We start from the raw sequence: 18,890 nt of genomic DNA, 5'->3' as shown, positions 1-18,890 counted from the left end.
GGTGAATTGGAAATCTCATCAAGATTGCTGGAGCAGGTGCTCCAGCAAGCCAAAAGGGCGACTTGAAAGTCGCCCTATTTCATCGCAATTGATCGCGATACCAATAAAAGGCTTATTTGCTCTCTTTAGCAATAGTGCCCAGGCTTGCATCTTTGACTAGATAACGGCCCTCCACATCGCTTAACACCTTCAAGCTATTGCGAGCCATTACCACGCCAACTTCAACTTCTTGTTTCAGGTAGATAACTTCGCCTGCTTTCACCATCACAGGCATGTCTGCCCAGTTTTCAGCCTTGGAGCTAATAACGTGCTGACCTGGGGTGACGTAAAAATAGATGTATTGGTTACCACGGTTGTAGCCCATTTCAGAGTCGGCTTCCTTGTCATCCAGGAAGACATTGAAACGCACCATCATTCCCAGATTGCTGGGACGAACGACGTATACCAACCCTTTATCAGCAACTGCAGGTTTGGGTGGTGAGTACTGAGCGACTTCGGCTTGCATCTTCTCAATTGATGGGGCTGAGGCACAGCCATAAAGCAGTATGACCAAGAGAAACATGCCTAGTTTACAGATAGGTCTTAACACTTGAACCGCCCTTACTATTGATAATAATCTTCCACTATTGAAACCTTGAACATCAAACGGATTAAAACTCACCCTTATCTTCGCCTAAAAAATTTACTATATCATCCTGAAGAGGAGCAGCTGCCGCAACAACCTCACTCCAAACGGGACTGCCAGATACGATTCTCTTTGCTTCCGCAAGTGTTAATCCATACTCATCAACTAAAAACCTCATACTTTCAACAACCGTAAAACCTAATCCATGAAGTAAAATAACAGCCTCACCGACTTCCAGCCCCTCTTTAACCTTTCGTCTAATATCTAGTAAATCAGTCATAACAAGTCCCACCCCAAGTTAACATCATGACCAGGTCGAGCCGAACTGCTATTCTCCACCCGCGTCCCCTTAATCTCCAAACGTTTAAAACCTTGCTGCTTTGCAAACTCTTTAAGCTCAGAGGATGCACGAAAAATCTCTCGCTGCAACCCCGTTAAAGCCGCACTACTCTGCCCATAAACTGCGACGTCCTTCAAGATTAAAGTCTCACCCCTTATAACCGTTTCCGCTATAAAATCAACGGGACCTTTCGAAGTTCTTATACTATGCGAAAAAAGGTCACCATGAGTAAACCTAACAACAGGTACAAATTTAGGCGTTTGATTTAAGTAACCAAAGTCTCCCTCTGCACGAGTTCCGACTGTATCCCACTTCGGAGTGTTAGCTACAGCAGGTGCCTCCCCAACAACTTCCCTAGCAACTACCTTTGCAGCCCCACCAGCAAGCAAAGGAATACTAGCGACACCTGACTCTTCCCAAAATTTTTGCTTCCATGGATCATACGCAACACGTTCGTCATCATGATTAATATCTTGAAAACGCTGAACTATATCCCGCTCTTCATCACTAAGCGAAAATGATCCTAAGAGGCGATCAAATGCTCTAGAACCAGCCTCAACATCCGCTAACTGATTAAAACAACTGGCCTCACCCCCTGACTTGCAACCGTAAAGTTTTACACCAGACTTACTATCACTTAGGCCTTGGTATTTACTTTGTACATTATTTCGACATACGGCTGGATTTGCCGAAACTCTACAGCCGACTAATTCTTTTGCGAGTTCATCAACCTCTTCGTGCTTTAAGAAATTATTCACTGTTGCCTGTTGTGCCACCCAACCTGCGACTTGCTGATCTTTCTCGCTACCTCCCGCAGCGGCAGCTACGGTCATACCAATAAGCTGCGAAGTCATTGCCAAAACTTGCTCATGAGCTTCGCCAGGAAATATCTTATCTCCTACAAGCGCAATTAATGTTTTGTTTGCCCCAGCTGCTAGTGCTGAAGTTGAAAAATCACCACCTGCAGCCTCGCCAATTAAACCACCGACGATGGCATGAACAGCTACCTTAGTAGGTAACCCACTACCAACTAGGCTGTCACCCACTTTTTGGTAAATAACTGCACTCAGCGTGTCAGCCGCTAGACCTATAGCCGCTTGACTAAGATTGTCTTTGAACTTCCCGCCATTGGTCACAGTTTTCAAAGCAGAGTTAACTGCTAAACGGACCCCGATATTGGCCCCTCCCATGCCCCCACTGACACCTGCGGCCACATAGCCCTTCAAGCTATCGCTTGAGGTCACATCTTTGAGAACAGCCCCTAGATTTCCTTTGTTATTAATTGTGCTGATTGCCGCACCACTGGCAGCGGATGTCACAACTGCGGTGGCCGCAACGTTTGCCCAACCTGCTGCCACGGTACTTCCAGCCGCAGTAGATCCCGCTGCCGCCATCGCGGTTCCAGAACCAGCGGTCGCACCCGCCGCCGTTCCCATCGCAGCACTTGCAGCCCCCGCCGTTAGGGCCGTCACCACGATCATGATGGCGAGCATCGCGCCTTGGCCAAGGCCAGAATGGCTGTATTTGAAACTGTCGTGGACTTCCTGAACTCGGCGCCAGTCGACATCACCACGCTTCTCGGCGTCCTTCAGCCAAGCTAGTTGGGGATCGGCCTGTACCATTGCATCGATGGTCTGGCTAACGGACTTTTGGTCGATGTGTTTGATGTCAATCTTCAGACCGTCGGCGGCCTTAATGATCAGTTCACCCTGAGCCACAAACTGAGTCTGCCGCAATGTCTCATCTGTATTGCCTTTCCCCTTGGCACTGGTCCAGGCAAGGCTGTTGTTGCTTTTTTCGTGGCTCTCCTGATGCAGGTCCTTCACGCCTTCGAAGGTGACGGCCCCTGCGCTGTTCAGGCTGATGTCATTGCCACTTTCCAACTTGGCGGCCTGATACTTCTGGTCTCCACCACTGGCCAGCACCAAATCACCTCCCACGGCGATCTCACTCCCGACATGGGTGACCTTGGTCACTTCATCGCGCTTGGTTTTCTTGGCTCCCCAACTCCCCTTTTTCTTCATGTCATACAGCGAATATTCGCTGTCCTGGGCGGCCAGTAGCTCCAGCTTGTCACCCGCTACCAAGTACGCATCATCACCAGCACTGATCCGGCTGGAGATCAGGGTCAGATCCTGCCCCGCCCCCAAACTTACATCTCCACCCGCCTTGACGCTGGTGCCCACTTGCTTGACCTGGTCTTGCTGGCGGGTGACCTTCTTGGTCTTGCTATAGGCGTGCTCTTCATCGGCTGCCGAGGCCAGGGTCAGGTTCTCGGTAGCGGTCATGTTGATGTCGCGCTTGGCCTCGATCTGGCTGGCGATGGCAGTAAGGTCACGGCCCGCCTGGGCCTTGAGGTCGCGTCCGGCTTCCACGGTGGAGCCAGACTGGGCGATGGTCTGGCTGCGGTGATGGGCGCCCTGGTCGGCGCTGTCGATTTTCTCGACGGAGGCGATGCGGATGTCACGACCGGCCTTGAGGCTCAGGTCGGCGCCGCTTTTCAGGCTGCCGCCGTTGTTGAGGAGGTCGCGACCGGCATCCACGCTCAACTGGTTGGCCGCTTCGATCCGTGCGCTGCTGTCGAGCAAATCGTTGTGGAAGCGATGATCGCCAATGCCGCTGTCGAGGCCGGTGACGGTGCGCTCGTTGATCATATCCCCCTGGCTGGCCCTAAGGCTCACGTCACGCCCGGCAATGATGCCGCCGGCCTTGTTCACCAGGGTGTTGCCGGCCAGCAGGTCGAGGCGGTCGCCGGCTTCGATCAGGCCACTGTTGACCAGGTCTTGCCCGGCCTGGGCCGAGAGGTTATGGGTGGCCCGCAGGGTGCCGGCGTTGTCCAGGTTCTTCCCGGCGATCAGGTTCAGGTCGCTGCCGGCGATCAGCGCGCCATTGGGCGCCAGGCGGTTGTTGGAGTGGGCCAGGTAGAGCACCGGCACCAGCACCTGCTCGCCGTTCACTTCGGTGCTTTCCAGCCAGACGATGTCATGGGTCAGGGCCGCCACCTGCTCGGAGGTCAGGCTCACGCCCACCGCCAGGTTGAGCTGCTGCTTGCTCTTGATGGCGTTGTCCATCAGGTACTTGAACAGCTTCTCGTCGGTGTCCTGGCCATTGATGAAGCGCTGGCCGGTGCGGGCGGTTACCGCTTGCTGGATCAGCTTCTGTTCGTAGAAGCCGTCGCCCAGGCGCTTGGCGCTGTCGTCCGGGTTGTAGCCCAGGTTGGACAACAGGTAGTCCGAGCTCATGAACTGCTTGAGGTCGGTCAGCACCGGGTTGGTTTCGATCAGGTACTTGTGCGGCTGAGCCGCCGGGGAGCGCTCCGGCAACCCCTGCACGCGGTTGATGTTCAGCAAGCCAGGGTCGGAGGCCTGGTTGCTCAAGGTCGCGGTTGGCTGGCTATCGGCAACCGTGGTCCGCCCCAGCGGGCCTGTCTCGATACCGGGCGTTGCGACAGTGATCGCCGTGGCGCCGGTCGCGCGCTCACCCTTCTGGCGATTGGCCTGGAGTGACTCCAGCGCCTGGGCCTGGAGCTGGGTCGAGCCGGTGATCGCCACCTCTCGTTCCACGCCCGTGGGCACGGCCTTCTGGTGCTGCACGTTGCTGACCTGGGCGCTGCCCATGCTCCACTGCTGGGGCGCGGCCCCCGTGGCGGTGCTGCCGTCTTGCTGGCTCAAGCGGAACAGGCCGTTCTGGCCCGAGGGCAGGCTGAACCCTGGCAGGGTCAGCGGGTTGACCTGCTGCTGGGCCAGGTCTGGCGGCAGTTGTGCATTGAGCTTCACGACCACCGGTTCGACACCACCGCGCACCGAAGTATCGACCCCGGGCTGCGAGGTTCGGTCAGGACGCTTGGATTCGGTCACCGAGCTGTTCACCAGCGTCTGGCTGGCCTTGATCGAGATCGCCCCGCCTGCCTGGATGATGGCCGGGGAGATCGCGCCTCCCACGACCTGCGAATCGGTGGTGACGTCACTGACCAGGCCGCCGCCCCAGGCGGAGGTGTAGTTGTTGAACGCTTGCTCGGAGATAGGCGTCGGGGTCGTCTGCGCGTTGTAGGAGGCAACGTAGCCGCCACTGAAGGCGTAATCGCTCTTTTTCTTGGCCCAACCGGAATACCACATCCGGGTGCGGACGGATTCCCCAGCTACGTCGCCCTTGTTGAGCAGGTTGTCAGCATCGATGCTGATGTTCCCCGTCGCACTGAGGGTGCTGTTGGTATTGGTGATGTCGCCGCCCCGGACCGTCAGGTTGCCTCCTGCGTGGAGCAGGGACTGTGGCGAGTCCTCCTTGATGACGTTGCGGAAGGTCTCCCGGGCGTAGTAGTTGGTCTGCCGGTGCTTGCTGCCCGAGTAGTAGTTGGAGACGGTGATGTTTCCGGAGACGAACTCCTTGTTGTAGTCGATCTTTTCCTTGCGGTTGATCAGCTCCTGGACATCGAGCTGCATGTTGCCCTGGGATTCGAGCGTGCCGGAGATGTTCTCCATCCTGGCGGCCCGTGCGCTGTCACGGCCAGCCACCACCAGGTTGCCCAGGCTGTAGATGTCGCTGCGGTTGTTGGTCAGCTCGGTAACCTGCAGGTCCATGTCGGCGCCGCTGAACAGCAGCCCGCCACCGTTGGTTTCCAGGCTGCCGTTGCTCAAGCTGCGGGCCTTCACCGTCAAGCCCTGGGCGCCGGCCAGGGTGCCCTGGTTGAGCACGGTGTCGGCCTTGATGTGCAGGTCGCTACTAGAGGTTACGCGCCCCAGGTTGCTCATCTGCCCGAGTACGTCGATCGAGGTCCGACCGCCACCCGCCAGGCTGCCGGCACTGGCCAGGTTCAACTGTGCGGCGCTCAGGTCCAGGCTGCCCTGGCTGCTGGTCCGACCACTGCCGCCATAGCTCCCAGCCAGGGTCAGGTCGAGGCTGCCATCACTGGCGATCAGGCCATCGTTGGACCAGTTGCCGCCGCGCCCCACCAGGCTTTCGGACGCCAGCAGCTGGCCTTCTGCAGTCTGGTTGAGGGTGTTGACGTTGAGGGTCAGGCGGCCGGCCTGGATCACGCTGCTGTTGGTCCAGGTGTCGGTGTCCAGGGTCAGGCCGCCCCGGGTCACGAGGTTGCCCCCGGCCCGGGTCAGGTTGTCGGTGCTGATATCGAAGGTGCCGGTGCCGGCGTGCAAGACACTGCCGCCCTGGTTCTGGAAGCTGCCGACATCCAGGGTCAGGTCGCGGTTGGCGGTCTCCAGCTTGCCGGCACGGCTATCGAATGCCCCGGCGATCTGCAAGCCGGTGCGGCCCTCTGCGCCCAGCGCCCGCAGTTGCCCACCGCGGTTGTCCAGGCTGGCAGCGCGGATGTTCAGGGTCTGGGCACTTTCCAGGATGCCTCGCTGGTTGTTCAGCGCACCGCTGAGGTCGAAGTCGATCCGGTTGCCCGCGACCTGGCCACGCACATCGCCGCTGTTGTCGAAGCTGGCGGCGTTGACCTTGACCGCTTGCTGGGCATACACGCCGCCGTCGCGGTTGTCGAAATCCCCGGTGGTGATGGTGGTGTCGCCACTTTGCGCCGCGAGACGACCGCCATGATTGTTCAGGCTGGCGCTGCTCAAGCTCAGCGCCTGGGCCTGGATGATTCCGCCCTGGCGGGGGTTGTCCTGCTCGAAGTCATTGCGCAGCCAGCCCCCCAGGGCCTTGCCTTGCAAGGCGCCCTTGAGGCTGGAGAGCGTGCCGCCACGGTTGTCGATGGTTGCGGCCGCAAGACTCAGGTCGGCGGTTTCGGCGATGACCTTGCCGCGCCGGTTGTCGAAGGCGCCCTGTACATCGAGGTCCAGGGCCGTCTGGCCCTGGATCACACCGGCCACGTTGTCGAGGCTGCCGGCCTTGAGCTTCACATCCGCGTTGCGACTGTGGAGCAAGCCGTCGGTGCTGTTCTGCAAGGCTGCGTCGATGTTCAGGAGCAAGGCGCCATTGGCCGCGACAGTACCGCGGTTGCGGTTGTCCAGGCTGCCGGCGGCAAGGCTCAGCAGCCCCTGGCTGATCAGCTCGCCGCCCTGGTTGTCGACCTGACTGGCGCGCTTGAGCAATAGCTGCTCGGCGCTGGCCAGCTTGCCCCGGGTATTGACCAGGGCACCCAGCAGGTCGAGGGTCACCGCGCCATTACTGGCCAGGGTGCCCGCGCTGTTATCCAGGTGGGTGCCGGTCACGTTCAGTTGCTGCTGCGCGTTGATCGTGCCTGCGGCATTGACCAGGGTCTGGGCCTGCAGGTCCAGGTCGGCGCCGCTGTCGATCAGGCCGCCCTGGCTGTTATCGAGTCGCCCGCTGACGCTCAGGCGTTGTCCGCCCGCACTGGAGAGTACGCCGCGCTCGCTGTTGTCGAGGTTGGCGGCGCTGACGCTCAGGCCTTGCTGGCTAACCAGTGCCCCGCCGTCACGGTTGAGCAGCTCGTTGGCGACATGGGCCTCGAGCTTGCCGTAGCGACTGGAGACCGTACCGTTGTTGCGGTTGTCCAGGTTCGCGGCATCGATCTTCACCCCTTGCCAGCCAGACATCAGGCCGCCACGGTTGCTCATCTGGCCGGCGTTCAGGCTCAGGCCCTGGTGGCTGATCAATGTGCCGGCGTCGTTGTCCAGCCGGCGCCCGGCCAGCTCCAGCTGCTGCGTGGTGGATATTTCACCCTGGCGGTTGTCCAGGTCCCGCAGGTGCTCGAGGGTCAGGACACCGGTGCTGCTGATCAGGCCCGAATTGTTGTTCAGGTCGCCGGCGCCGAGGTCCAGACCAATGGCGGCGGCGGTCAAGGTGCCCTGCTGGTTGTCCAGGCCGGTACTGCCGAGCGTCAGGGTACGGGTGGCATTGATCAGCCCTTGCTGGCGATTGCCCAACTGGCCATCGATGTTCAGCAGCAGGTCGCTGCGGCTGGTCAGCGTGCCGCCGCTGTTGTCCAGGCTGGCGGCGCGGCCATCGATGGACTGGGCGGCGATCAGCCCCTTGAGGTTGTTCAGTTCCCGGCTGACGCGCAGGGTCAGGGCCTGGTTGCTGAGCAGCTTGCCAGCACCGTTGTCCAGGTGCTCGGCCGCCAGGACAAAGCCCTGGGCGCTGGAGATCTCGCCCCCCTGGTTGTTCACGCCCTTGAGGTTCTTCAGGTTCAGCAGCGGGCCGTTGATCAGGCCGCCCTGGTTGTTCAATTGGCCGTGATTCAGGTCGAGCGTCACAGCACTGTTGCTGGACAGCTTGCCACCCTGCTGGTCGAGGCCAGTGACCGTAGCGCTCAGCGCCTGGTTGCTGGTGAGCTGGCCGCCATCGCGGTTGATCAGCTGGCCGGCCTGAATATCGAGGGTGTTGCGAGCGCTGACATGGCCGCCCTGGCTGTTGTCGAAGGTCCCGGTGGTGATCCGCAGGGCCCGGGCGCTGCTCAAGGTTCCCTGTCGAGTGTTATCCAGGCTGGCGCTGTGCAGGACTAGGCCAGCATCGCTCACCAGTTGCCCGCCTCGGTTGTCCACCAGGCCAAGACTGGTGATACCCAACTGCCCGGCGCTGGACAGCACGCCCTGGTTGTTATGCAGATTGGCAGTGTTGACCGTCAACCGGCCCTCGCTGCTCAACGACCCCTGGTCGTTGAGCAGGTCCCCGGCAAGCTCCAGGGCGACATCTTCCTGGCTGCTCAAGCTGCCGCCGGTGTTGTCCAGGCTGGTCCCGCTCAGGGCCAGCGCGGTCTGCGCCTGCAGCTTGCCCTGCTGGCGGTTGAGAATGCTGGACAGCGTCAGGTCCAAGGCCTGCCCGGCGACCACCTGGCCGCCATCGCTGTTATCCAGCTGCCGCCCCTTGAGATGCACATTCGCCTTGCTGGAGATTTCACCGCCCCGGTTATCGATCTCGGCGACCTTAAGCTCCACGCCCTGGGTCGCTCGGACCAGTCCATCGTTGCGGTTGTCCAGGCCGGCGCCTTCAAGCGTGAGCGAACCATCGGCCAGCAGCAGGCCGTTGTGGTTGCTGGCTTGCCCCACCCGAGCTAACACATCGCTCTTGCTGGAAACCTGGCCATGGGTGTTATCCAGGCTGGCGGCATCGAGCCGGGTCAGGCCATCGCCAATCAGGCTGCCGCCCTGGTTGAGCAACGCGCCATCGACGGCCACTGTCGTCGCGCCACGGCTACTAAGCATGCCGTCGCGGTTATCCAGGCTGGCACTGCGCACCTGCAAGGCCGCCGCGGACACCTGGCCCTTGAGGTTGGCCAGGGCCTGTTCGATACGCAGGGTCAGGGCCTGCTGGCTGATGAGTTTGCCGGCGCTGTTATCCAGGGTGTTGGCGGCCAAGACAAAGGCCTGGCTACTGGAGATCTCACCGTTGCGGTTGTCGACGCCATTGAGGTTTTTCAACATCAGCAACGGGCCGTTGATCAGCCCCTGGCGGTTGTTCAACTGACCGTTGTTCAGGTCCAGGCTCAGCGAGGTCTTGCTGAACAACTGGCCACCCTGCTGATCGAAACCGCTGACGCTGGCCGTCAGCGCTCCATCGCTGGCAATGCGGCTGTCGGCGCCATTGCTGACTTGCCCGGCCTTGAGTTCGAGGCTGTCGAGGCTGACCAGACGACCGCCGGCGGTGTTGTCGAAGGCTCCGGTGGTCACCGTTGCCGGGCCCTTGGCATCGAGCAGGCCGTGACGGTTATCGAGGCTGGAGCTGCCAAGCCCCAGGCCACCGGCACTGCTGATCGAACCCTGCCGGTTGTCCAGGGCTCCGCTGCTGGCCAGGGTCAGGGCGCCGGCGCTGGAGAACTTGCCGGTGGAGTTATCCACACTGGCGGCACTGGCCCCTAAGGCGCCTTCAGTGGTGAGCACGCCCCGGGTGTTGTCCAGCTTGCCACTCAGGTGCAGCGCCAGGCCTTTCTCCCCGGAGACGGTGCCTTCGCGGTTATCCAGGCGTTGGCCTTGCACGGTCACCTGGCCCTTGCCGGAGACCAGGCCCTGGCTCTGGTTGATCAGTTGCGCAACCTGCAGCGTCAGGTCCGTGTCGGTCAGCAGCTTGCCGCCGCTGTTGTCCAGGCGCGCGCCATTGACCTTCACCCCGGTGGAGCCAGACAGGCTCCCGCTTTGGTTGTCGATGTCATCGACCTTGAGTTCCAGCGCTTTTGTTGCGCCGACCAGCCCGCCCTCACGATTATCCAGGACACGACCTGCCAGGCTCAGGTTGCCCTGGGCCACCAACTCACCTTTTTGCTGATTGAAACGTTCGACATTGGCGTTCAGGTCTTGCTGGCTAGCCACCCGGCCACCGGCGTTTTCCACCAGCGCAGCATCCAGCTGTACCGGCCCGGCGCCGCTTAGCAAGCCGCCCCGGTTGTCTAGTGTCGTGCCCAGGTAGTTGACCGCCGAGCGCCCCAGCAGCAGGCCGTTGAGACGGTTATCCAGATGGCCGACGTTAAGTTGCAGGCGCTGCCCGGCACTGACCTTGCCGTGGCGGTTGTCCAGTAGCGCGCTGTCGAGAGTGAGCAGGTCCTGGCCAATGAGGTGGCCTTGACGGTTGTCAAAACTGCCCGCCTGGATCGCCAGTGCTCCTTGGGCACTGACTTGCCCCTGGCCCTGGTTGTCCAGCAGGCCGGCGATGATAGCCGTCAGGCGCGCTTCGCTGATCAGCTTGCCCGCGTGGTTGTCCAGGCTGGCCGCGTGCAGTTCGCCATCGGCGCCGCTGGACAGCTCCCCTTCGTGGTTGGTCAGGGCGCCGTCCAGGTTCAGGTTCAGCGCGTTCTGGCTGGTGAGTGTGCCGGAACTGTTGTCCAGCGCGGCCGCCCGGACTGTCAGGCCCTTGGCCGAGATCAGGCCGCCGGCGTTGTTCAGGGCCTGATCCAGGCGCAGGGTCAGGCCCTGGTCGCTCAGCAGTTCGCCGCCGCGATTATCCAGCCCCTGGGCGTTCAGCGTGAACGCCTGGGCGCTGGAGATCTCGCCGTCCTGGTTGCTGACCTGCGCCAGGTTGTTCAGGACCAGGCGCGGACCACGAATCAAGCCCCCCTGATTGTTCAGAAAGCCCTGGTTCAGATTCAGGTCAAGCGCCGTGGTGCTGGTCAGGCGTCCGCCATTACGCTGATCCAGCGTCGTGAGGCTGGCCGTCAGCTTGTTGTTGCTGGCGATGCGTCCTGCGTCACGGTTGTCCACCTGCCCGGCCTTGAGGTCCAGGGTCTGCAGGCTGGTGAGCTGGCCACCCTGGTTGTTCAGGGCCCCGTCGACGTTCAGGTGCAACTGGGTACCGGCCGTGACCAGCCCGGCGACGTTGTCCAGCGTCGCCACTTGCAGCTTCAGGCCAGCCAGACTCGAGAGTTCGCCCTGCCGGTTGTCCAGGGCTGAGGCCCGGGCGTTCAACTGGCCGGCGCTGTTGACCAGACCACCCTGGGTATTGAGCAGCTGGCCGGCAGTCAGGTCGGCGTTACCGGCGCTGAGCACCCGGCCCTGGTGGCGGTTGTCCAGGGTCCCGGCCTTGACCGTGACCTGGCGCTGCCCGCTGAGGGTGCCGCCCTGGTTGTCCAGGGCTTGCGTGGTGGTCACGCTCAGATCACGGCTGGCCACCAGGCTCTTGCCGGCGTTGTTCAGGCTCTGCGCACGCAGGCTCAAATCGCCCTGGGCATTGCGACTGTTGTCGGCATTGACCCCGGCCTCGATGATGCCCTGGTTGTTCAAGGTGCCGCCGCTGGTGAGCGTGATGCGGTCCCGGGCCACCAGGTTGTTGCGGTTGTGCAGGTCGCCCTGGGTTTCAACCTTCAGTTCGGTCCCGGCATACACCGCGCCCTGGGTCTTTAGGCCCTGGGCCTTGATCGCCACTGCGCCCTTGTCGGCCGTCACTTGGGCCATGCGCAACTGGCCGTTGGCGTCGAGCTGGATATCGCCACCGCTGGCGATCAGCTTGCCGTCGAGCTTCACCCCCACGCCGGCTTCGGTGCCCACCAGCTTGATCGCCCCGGCGTACATGCCGCCCAGGGCCGAGGAGTCGATGGCCAGTTGCGGGGCATCCGCCGGGTTGGCGGCCCGGGCGGTGGCCTTGAGGGTCTGGGCGTCGACGTCGTTGGCGCCCGTGACCAGCGCCAGGTGCCGGGCCTGGATCTGGGCGTTGACCTTGGCGCTGCGGGTGATGATCTCGAACTGGTCGATATTGCTCGCGTTGAGCCCCGCACCTTCGATGGCCACGCTGCCCTGGTCCACCTGGTAGCGCTGCAATTGGCCATTCTCGATCACCGGCTTGCCGGTGGTCAGGGTGGTTTTCGGGGTGTTGATGAAGCCGCAGCCATTGCAGGTGACGCCGTAGGGGTTGGCGACGATCACATGGGCCGATTGCCCTGCCACTTCGGTGTAGCCCTTGAGCTGGCTGGGGCTGCCGCCGTTGACCTCGTTGAGGATCACATTGGCCGCGCGGCCACCCAGGTTGGGGTTGCCGAGGATGATCCCGCCCAGTTGCGTGGACTGGGTACGGTCGGTGGCGTTGTTGAGGATCACGCCCTGCTGGCCGACGTTGTAGTCGCTGAACTTGTTGTGGGACAACCCGCCGCCATTGGGCGTGGCGATGTTGACGACAGGCACGCCATTGCCCGCCTGGCCGAGCGTGGTGCCGCTGCCGTTGACCACGATGCCGTCGGCCATCACCACCAGCGGCTGCCAGAACATCACGTTGGCCAGGATGAACGCCAGGCCACGCTTGGGCAGGCCCCAGAACGAATCACGCGATTGCAGGGCGGCGGAGGGCTGGCGGGCCAGGAAGGCAAACTGACGAACGTCCATGTCGGGTATCTCGGGTAAAGAGCGAAATTAGAGAAAAAGATCCAGGCGGAAATAGATCGGGGCTTCGCGGTCACTCAGGGCATCTGGCCGCTCGAGGGAATGGGCGAAGGTCACGCTGGCGGCGAGGTGCTGGCCACGGGCGAACAACTCGATGGAGTCGCTGGACACCCGCCCGTGCTGCTCGGCGTTGTAGCGGTCGTGGCGAATGGCACCCACGTCATACCCCAGCCCCGTGCCGTACTCGGCGAACACCGGGCGCAGCCAGTCCCAGGTCACCGGGCGGCTCCAGCGCAGGTCGTTGCGCCAGTAGTAGCCGCTGTCGCCGTTGAGGCTCTGGTCCTTGTAGCCGCGGATCGAGGACTGGCTGCCCAGGCTCAAGCGCTGGGAGCTGAACAGGATGTCTTCGCTGCGCTGGCTGGTGACCAGGCTGCTGAACACCAGGGACTCGTCCCACAGCTTGAACGGCTGCAGGTAGCTGGCGGTGGCGGTGTACTTGCGGTAGCGGGCGTTGGCCTGGCGGTTGCCGTACCGGTCGCGCTCGGACTGGCGCTGGGCATCGAACAGGCCGACCCCCTCTTGCAGCCCCAGGTCGAGGTTGACGAAGGCCCCGCCAATGCGCCGGCCATGGTTGATGCCCCACTGCACTTCGCTCAAGCGGTTGCTGCTGGTGCTCAGCTTGCTGTCTTCGATGTAGTTGTTGGTGCGCAGGTGGGTCAGGCCGGCGTTGAGCGAAGTCTTGCTCACCGAGTCGCGATGGATCACCCGCTCCACGCGCAATTGGTGGTTCTGGCTGTCGCCGGTCTGCTTGAAGTTGAAGCCCTGGCCCTGGGCCAGGGAACGGTACTCGCTCTGGCTGTAGCTGTAGTTCAGGTTCCACCAGCCCAGCGGCAGGTTGTAGTAGAGCATCGCATTGCGCGAGGTCTTCTGGTGGTCGCTGATGGCGTCATGGCCGCCGCGCAGCACCAGCTGGTCAGCCAGGCCCAGGGGGCTGTCCCATTCCAAGGAGCTGCCCCATTGCTGCTCGCCGGTGCTCTTCTGCCCGTCGTTGCTGCGGGACAGACCGACCCGCCAGGGCTTTTGCGGGGTGTTCTTGACCAGCACCTCGCTGCCGCCCACCGCCTGGCCGGGGGCCAGTTCCATCTGTGCCTGGTTCGACGGCAGGCGGTTGAGCTGGTCGACCATCTGCTCGATCTGCCGCAGGTCGAGCAGTTGCCCGACACTCCCGGGAAACGCCATGTCCAGCTCGCGCGCCGTGAGCCTGCTGCCTTCGGCCGCCTTCAAGCCTTCAAGGCGGCCCTCAACCACCAGCACCTGCAAGTGCCCGCGGGACAGGTCCTGCTGCGGCAGGTAGGCACGACTGGTGACCAGGCCTTTGGCGATGTAGTGGTCGGTAATGACCTTGAGCAACTCGTTGAGCTGGGCCACGCCCAGGCACTGGCCGATGTAGGGCTTGAGCAGGCGTTCGCGCTCGGTGGCGGACAGGGCGTCGGCGCCCTTGAGCTCGATGTGTTCGATGGGGAAGCAGCGGCTGTCGGTCGGGGCCGTCGGCGCCACGGGCAGCGCGCTCTTGCCAGGCAGGTCCTTGAGGTCTTCGAGGCGCCGTTGCTGCTCTTCCAGCAGGCGGTTCTGGCGCTCGCGAATCAGGTCCTGGTCACCAGGATTGTTCAGCGGAGCGGCAGAGACACTGTTCAGTGAGCCGGCCAAAAACACCAGGCAGGACAGCACACAACACAACCTCATCCCGAGGGTAGGAAAATACATGTTCGATCCTTCGAAACAGCAGCAAGAGTCAACAAAGCGGGCGATGCTAATTTGCCACCATTGAGGCGTCAATTAACTATCGACAACTTAGACTGAACACTTTCCTGTCTATAAGAATGATCCATGGCGAACAAAAGAATGCTCTAAATAGTCACCATGAACATGAAAAAAACATATATATCAAAGTGTTATCCGCTATTCGAACCAGCCCTGAAAAACACCGGCAACCCCTTTGATCCCGGGGATTTGCCCGCAAAAAAAGCGGTGCATTGACAGCGGCATTTCGGTTTCAGGCACAGGCACTTCCAGGTTGCTTGAAACTCTGGCGTACATGTTGGCGAATAGCGCTGCAGAGCATATCCGGGCAAACAGTCAGCAGTCACCCATGGCGTCAATAATTTACTGTTTTTCGGAAACCCCCTAAAAAATCAAATTAACTAGTTGATATAAAAGAAGATTATAAATTTCTCACTGCGCCCCCGGATTGCCGACGAACGGTAATAAAAAACCCGGGCCTCAAAGCCCGGGTTATTCATTTCAAACCAGCCATGCGGGTGGATCGGTCATGGTCATCGCGCTAGGTCTTGCCCTCATCCCCCTCCGAGCGCAGGTGGATCACCCGTGGTGGCGGCTCCGCTACCAGGGGCGGGTGAGGCTGGGCCTCGGGCTGGATGCGGTAGAACTGGGTGGTGACATGGCTGATGCCGCCCTCCGCATCGTTGTGCACGATCAGGCTGCCGGGCTGGCGCATCTGGGCGAAGGTCTCGTCGCTGAGCTTGAAGGTCTCGCTCAGGCGCTTGTCGTCCACCGCCGGGGCCGGCAGGCGTGGCGGGTACTTGCGACTGCGCCGCTGGCGATAGCGGGCCCAGGAGATCAGCAGCACCGCGTTGATCACCGCCACCAACCCATAGAACTGCAAGGTGGTCAGGGCATCGAGTACACCGGCCTCGAACCTGGGCCCTTCGTGGGTGTAGAGCAACGGCCACAGCCCGCGGACCAGTAAATAGAGAAGCGCGCCCCAGGCCACGAGGGTGAAGAAGACATCGACTATCACCAGGAAGGGGCGCTGGCGGGTGCGGATGATTTTCATCAGCGCGCCTCCTCTTTGTCATCGATGGGCTTGATCCCACGGTCCGGGCTGATCCAGCGCGCGCGCTTGCGGTGCTCGCTGAACAACACCTTGGGAAAGCTCACCAGGGTGGTGAACAGGCTGATGAACCAGAACGCCAGGGGATACCAGACCACCCAGAACATGGTTTTCCACAGGTCCTTCTCGTAGCGGCGGTCGATCAGGATGCTCACCGCGAACTGGGTCAGGCAGACCATCGCCAGCACCAGGCCGGTGAAAGCCGGCGGCACGATGGTGTGCACCGCGATGGCCTCGGGCATGACGATGAACTTGCCCAGGGCCCAGAAGATCACCGACAGCAAGAAGGTGAAGGCCCAGCCGGTGGACAGGCAATAGTCGAACAACAGGGTCCACAGGTAGCGATGCCGCCATTCCCAGATGCCACGGATGTTCTTGAACAGCACCTCGGCGCCACCCTGGGCCCAGCGCAGCCGCTGCTTCCACAGGCCGCGCAGGGTTTCGGGCATCAGGATCCAGCACAGGGCGCGGGGCTCGAAGAACACATACCAATGGTCCAGCTGCAGCTTCCAGCTGACGTCGATGTCCTCGGTGATCATGTCCGGGCTCCAGTAGCCCACCCGATGCAGCGCCGTGCGGCGGAAGGCGACGATCACCCCGGAGACGGTGAAGACCTTGCCGAACACCCGCTGGGTACGCTTGATCAGGCCGATGATCGAGGAGAACTCGCCCACCTGCACCCGGCCCACCAGGGTCGAGCGGGTGCGAATGCGCGGGTTGCCGGTCACCGCGCCCAGGCGTGGGTTATCCAGCATCGGCGCCACCAGGTAGGCCGCCGTGTTGGGCGCCAGCAACGCATCGCCGTCGATGCACACCAGGTATTCGCTATGGGCCGCCACCGCGCCCATGCGCAGGGCCACCGCCTTGCCCTGGTTCTGCGCCAGGTGCAGTACCCGCAGGCGGGGGTCGAGGGCGGCCAACTGGTCGAGGATCTGCCCGGTGTTGTCCTTGGAGCCATCGTTGATGGCGATCACTTCGATGTTCGGATAGTGCTGGGCCAGGGCGGCCTGGATGGTATCGGCGACGTTATCCCCCTCGTTGTAGCAAGGGATGAGGATGCTGATCAGCGGCTCGCCGGCCAGCGGTGGCGGCAAGGTCTCGTCGTCCCAAGGCCAGTGCCGCTCCCAGTGCAGCCAGAAATACAGGCCCCCGGCGATCCACAGCGCCGACATGAACAATGGGTAGTAGAAGACGAAATCCATGAGGAATTCGCCAGTCACCACGAAGATCAGGCCCAGGGGCACCCCCATGACCAAGGCCAAGACCACTACAGCGAAGATACGATCCAGCATGATTCATGGACTCCATTTGTTGGAGAGCGCGGGCCGCAAGGTCTTCAGGTCCGGTGAGTTCTCGAGGAAGTTGTCCGGGTAGTAACCGAAGTTGATAGCGCCCTGGCGCTTGAGCCGGCCCATCCAGTCGGCCATCTGCCCGGCCGGTAAATCGCTGGCGGGCTTCTGGGTCCAGTCCCGGGCCTGGAGTTCGAATACCGTGCGCTGCAAGGCACCGGGGCGGGTGCGCACCTGATCCACCAGGGCTTCCAGCCAGGGCCCGGAGTGCCGTGGGCTTTGCCCTTCCATCAACGGCATGGCCATGGGCGCGGTCCAGTCATAGCTGGCGAGAAAATCGTCGAGGTTCTGGGCGAACCAGGTTTCGCTCTGGGGATTGATGATCGGCTCGGCGAACAGGTTGCGCGCGGTCTGCACCTGGGGCCCGCGGATCGCCCGGACCTTGGCCGCCAGTTCATGGGTGAAGTCGATCAGGTAACGGCTCTTGAAGCGGGTCCAGCGTTGCAGCGCTGCGGGGTCGTCGCGCAGCCCGGCGATGGAGCCTGGCAAGCCCTGGGCGGCATAGGCACGCAAGGCTTGGGGGCTGGCGTCCTCGAAGTCCGAGAGCACGGCGTCGTCATGGAACAGGATGCCGTCCACCGAGGTCATGCGTGCCACATCCTCGTACAGGTCGCCGATCAGGCGGCGGACCTGCGGGTCGAAAGGCGACAGGCGCCGGTATTGCTTCGGATCGACCGCCACCTGGCCGGTTTGCGGGTCCCAGCGCGTGACCCGGGGCAGCCTGGCGTCCAGGTCGAAACTGAGCACCGGCATCCAGGCATAGACCTTGACGTGGGAGCGGGTGCGCAGTTGCCAGGCGACCCGGTCGAACAGGTCGGCACGCGTCGGCAGGTGGCGATTGGGGAAGTACAGCGACTGCACCAGCCCGTCGCCCTTGGGATCGGCGAAGGCCTGGAGGAACACGGTATTGGCCCCCAGGTCGGCCATGCGCTGCACCAGCTTGCCGAGGTTGATCTCCTGCTGCTTGGGGTCCGGGTCGTAGACGTTGTCCAGGTCCACGTGCACCACACGCATTGGAGCCGCGGTCTCGACGCCGACGATGCTGTTGGAGAAATGGATGCCGTCCGGGTCCGAGACCACCAGGAAACGCGGGCTGCTCATCAGGTTGTCGAGGCGGTCCAGGCCATCGTCCAGGGTCAGCGCCAGCTTGAAGCCCTGGCTGTCGACCACCTGCAGCGTCGAGCCATCGGCCGTGCCATAGGGCCAGACCCAGACCCGCGGACGATAGCCGGTGGCGGCCTGGATCTTGTCCGAGATGGTGCTCACATCCTTGCGCATGCGCGCCTGGAACTGCGCCTCGCTTTCATAGCGTCCGGTGCGCGGGTCGTAGCGCCGGGTCGCAGCAGCAGGCTGCATGTTGCCCTGGGGGTTACCGAGGATGCCCAGGTGGCTGCTGTCGGTGTGGGCGGCGATCTCCACCAGGCCGGAGCGGGAGATCTCGCGGATCTGCGCCCAGGTCAAGAATTGCGAGCGCGGCCGCAGGTCGCCGGCGAAGTTCACCGGCTGGTCGGCGGGGGTGTCGATCCAGGTGCCCACCGGGGCCAGGAGGGCCGGCCAGCGATAACTGCGCAGCACCGGCATGACCCGGGTATAGAAGCTCGAATAGCCGTCGTCGAAACTCAGCAGGATGGCCTTGGCCGGCAAGTCCGGGCCGCCCCGCCGGGCCGCCAGGATCTGGTCCACGGTGACCGGCTTGTAGCCGTTCTCGCGCAGCCATGCCAGTTGCTGGAGCATGCGATCGGTGCGCACCGCCACCACGCGCTGGTCCGGGTTGCGATCCTCGATATCGTGGTAGGCGATGCCCAGCACGTGGTTCTTCGGCCAGGGCGCTTCGTTGTTCGGCATCGGCCGTTGCGCCGGGGCGACGAAGTCCGCGGCAGGCTGGGAACAAGCACTGAGCAGCAGTGCGCCCAGCAAGAGGATGCAACGCTCGATCAGGCTCATCGTC

At 62.2% G+C, this 18,890-nt stretch carries 7 protein-coding genes; all 7 read right to left on the bottom strand.

Annotation, left to right across the window (positions count from 1 at the left end; all coding sequences use genetic code 11):
* Window positions 1-112: 112 nt before the first annotated feature.
* A complete protein-coding gene (locus CAG11_RS22845; protein ID WP_158091440.1) occupies window positions 113-505 on the bottom strand; it encodes a DUF2846 domain-containing protein in 393 nt (130 codons plus the stop codon).
* A gap of 145 nt (window positions 506-650) precedes the next feature.
* Window positions 651-905: a hypothetical protein gene (locus tag CAG11_RS33315; RefSeq protein WP_143494737.1), complete on the bottom strand. Its 255-nt coding sequence runs from the start codon at window positions 903-905 to the stop codon at window positions 651-653.
* The gene (locus tag CAG11_RS34375; protein WP_085598068.1) at window positions 902-12,685 is read right to left on the bottom strand and encodes a filamentous hemagglutinin N-terminal domain-containing protein; all 11,784 of its coding nucleotides are present in this window, start codon (window positions 12,683-12,685) and stop codon (window positions 902-904) included. Before CAG11_RS34375 ends, CAG11_RS33315 begins: the two co-directional genes overlap by 4 nt.
* A gap of 27 nt (window positions 12,686-12,712) precedes the next feature.
* A complete protein-coding gene (locus CAG11_RS22835) occupies window positions 12,713-14,446 on the bottom strand; it encodes a ShlB/FhaC/HecB family hemolysin secretion/activation protein (protein WP_085598067.1) in 1,734 nt (577 codons plus the stop codon).
* Window positions 14,447-15,023: 577 nt separating this feature from the next.
* Window positions 15,024-15,536, bottom strand: coding sequence for a poly-beta-1,6-N-acetyl-D-glucosamine biosynthesis protein PgaD (gene pgaD / locus CAG11_RS22830; protein ID WP_085598066.1), 513 nt, complete (start codon window positions 15,534-15,536; stop codon window positions 15,024-15,026).
* The gene (gene pgaC, locus CAG11_RS22825; protein ID WP_085598065.1) at window positions 15,536-16,885 is read right to left on the bottom strand and encodes a poly-beta-1,6-N-acetyl-D-glucosamine synthase; all 1,350 of its coding nucleotides are present in this window, start codon (window positions 16,883-16,885) and stop codon (window positions 15,536-15,538) included. Before pgaC ends, pgaD begins: the two co-directional genes overlap by 1 nt.
* A 3-nt stretch (window positions 16,886-16,888) precedes the next feature.
* On the bottom strand, window positions 16,889-18,886 hold the full coding sequence (gene pgaB / locus CAG11_RS22820; RefSeq protein WP_085598064.1) for a poly-beta-1,6-N-acetyl-D-glucosamine N-deacetylase PgaB: 1,998 nt from the start codon (window positions 18,884-18,886) through the stop codon (window positions 16,889-16,891).
* Between the last annotated feature and the right edge of the window lie 4 nt (window positions 18,887-18,890).

This window comes from Pseudomonas sp. B6(2017) (assembly GCF_002112765.1).
Classification (GTDB): domain Bacteria; phylum Pseudomonadota; class Gammaproteobacteria; order Pseudomonadales; family Pseudomonadaceae; genus Aquipseudomonas; species Aquipseudomonas piscis.
Note: the sequence above shows the minus strand (reverse complement) of the source record. Positions and strands in the feature narration are given on the sequence as shown.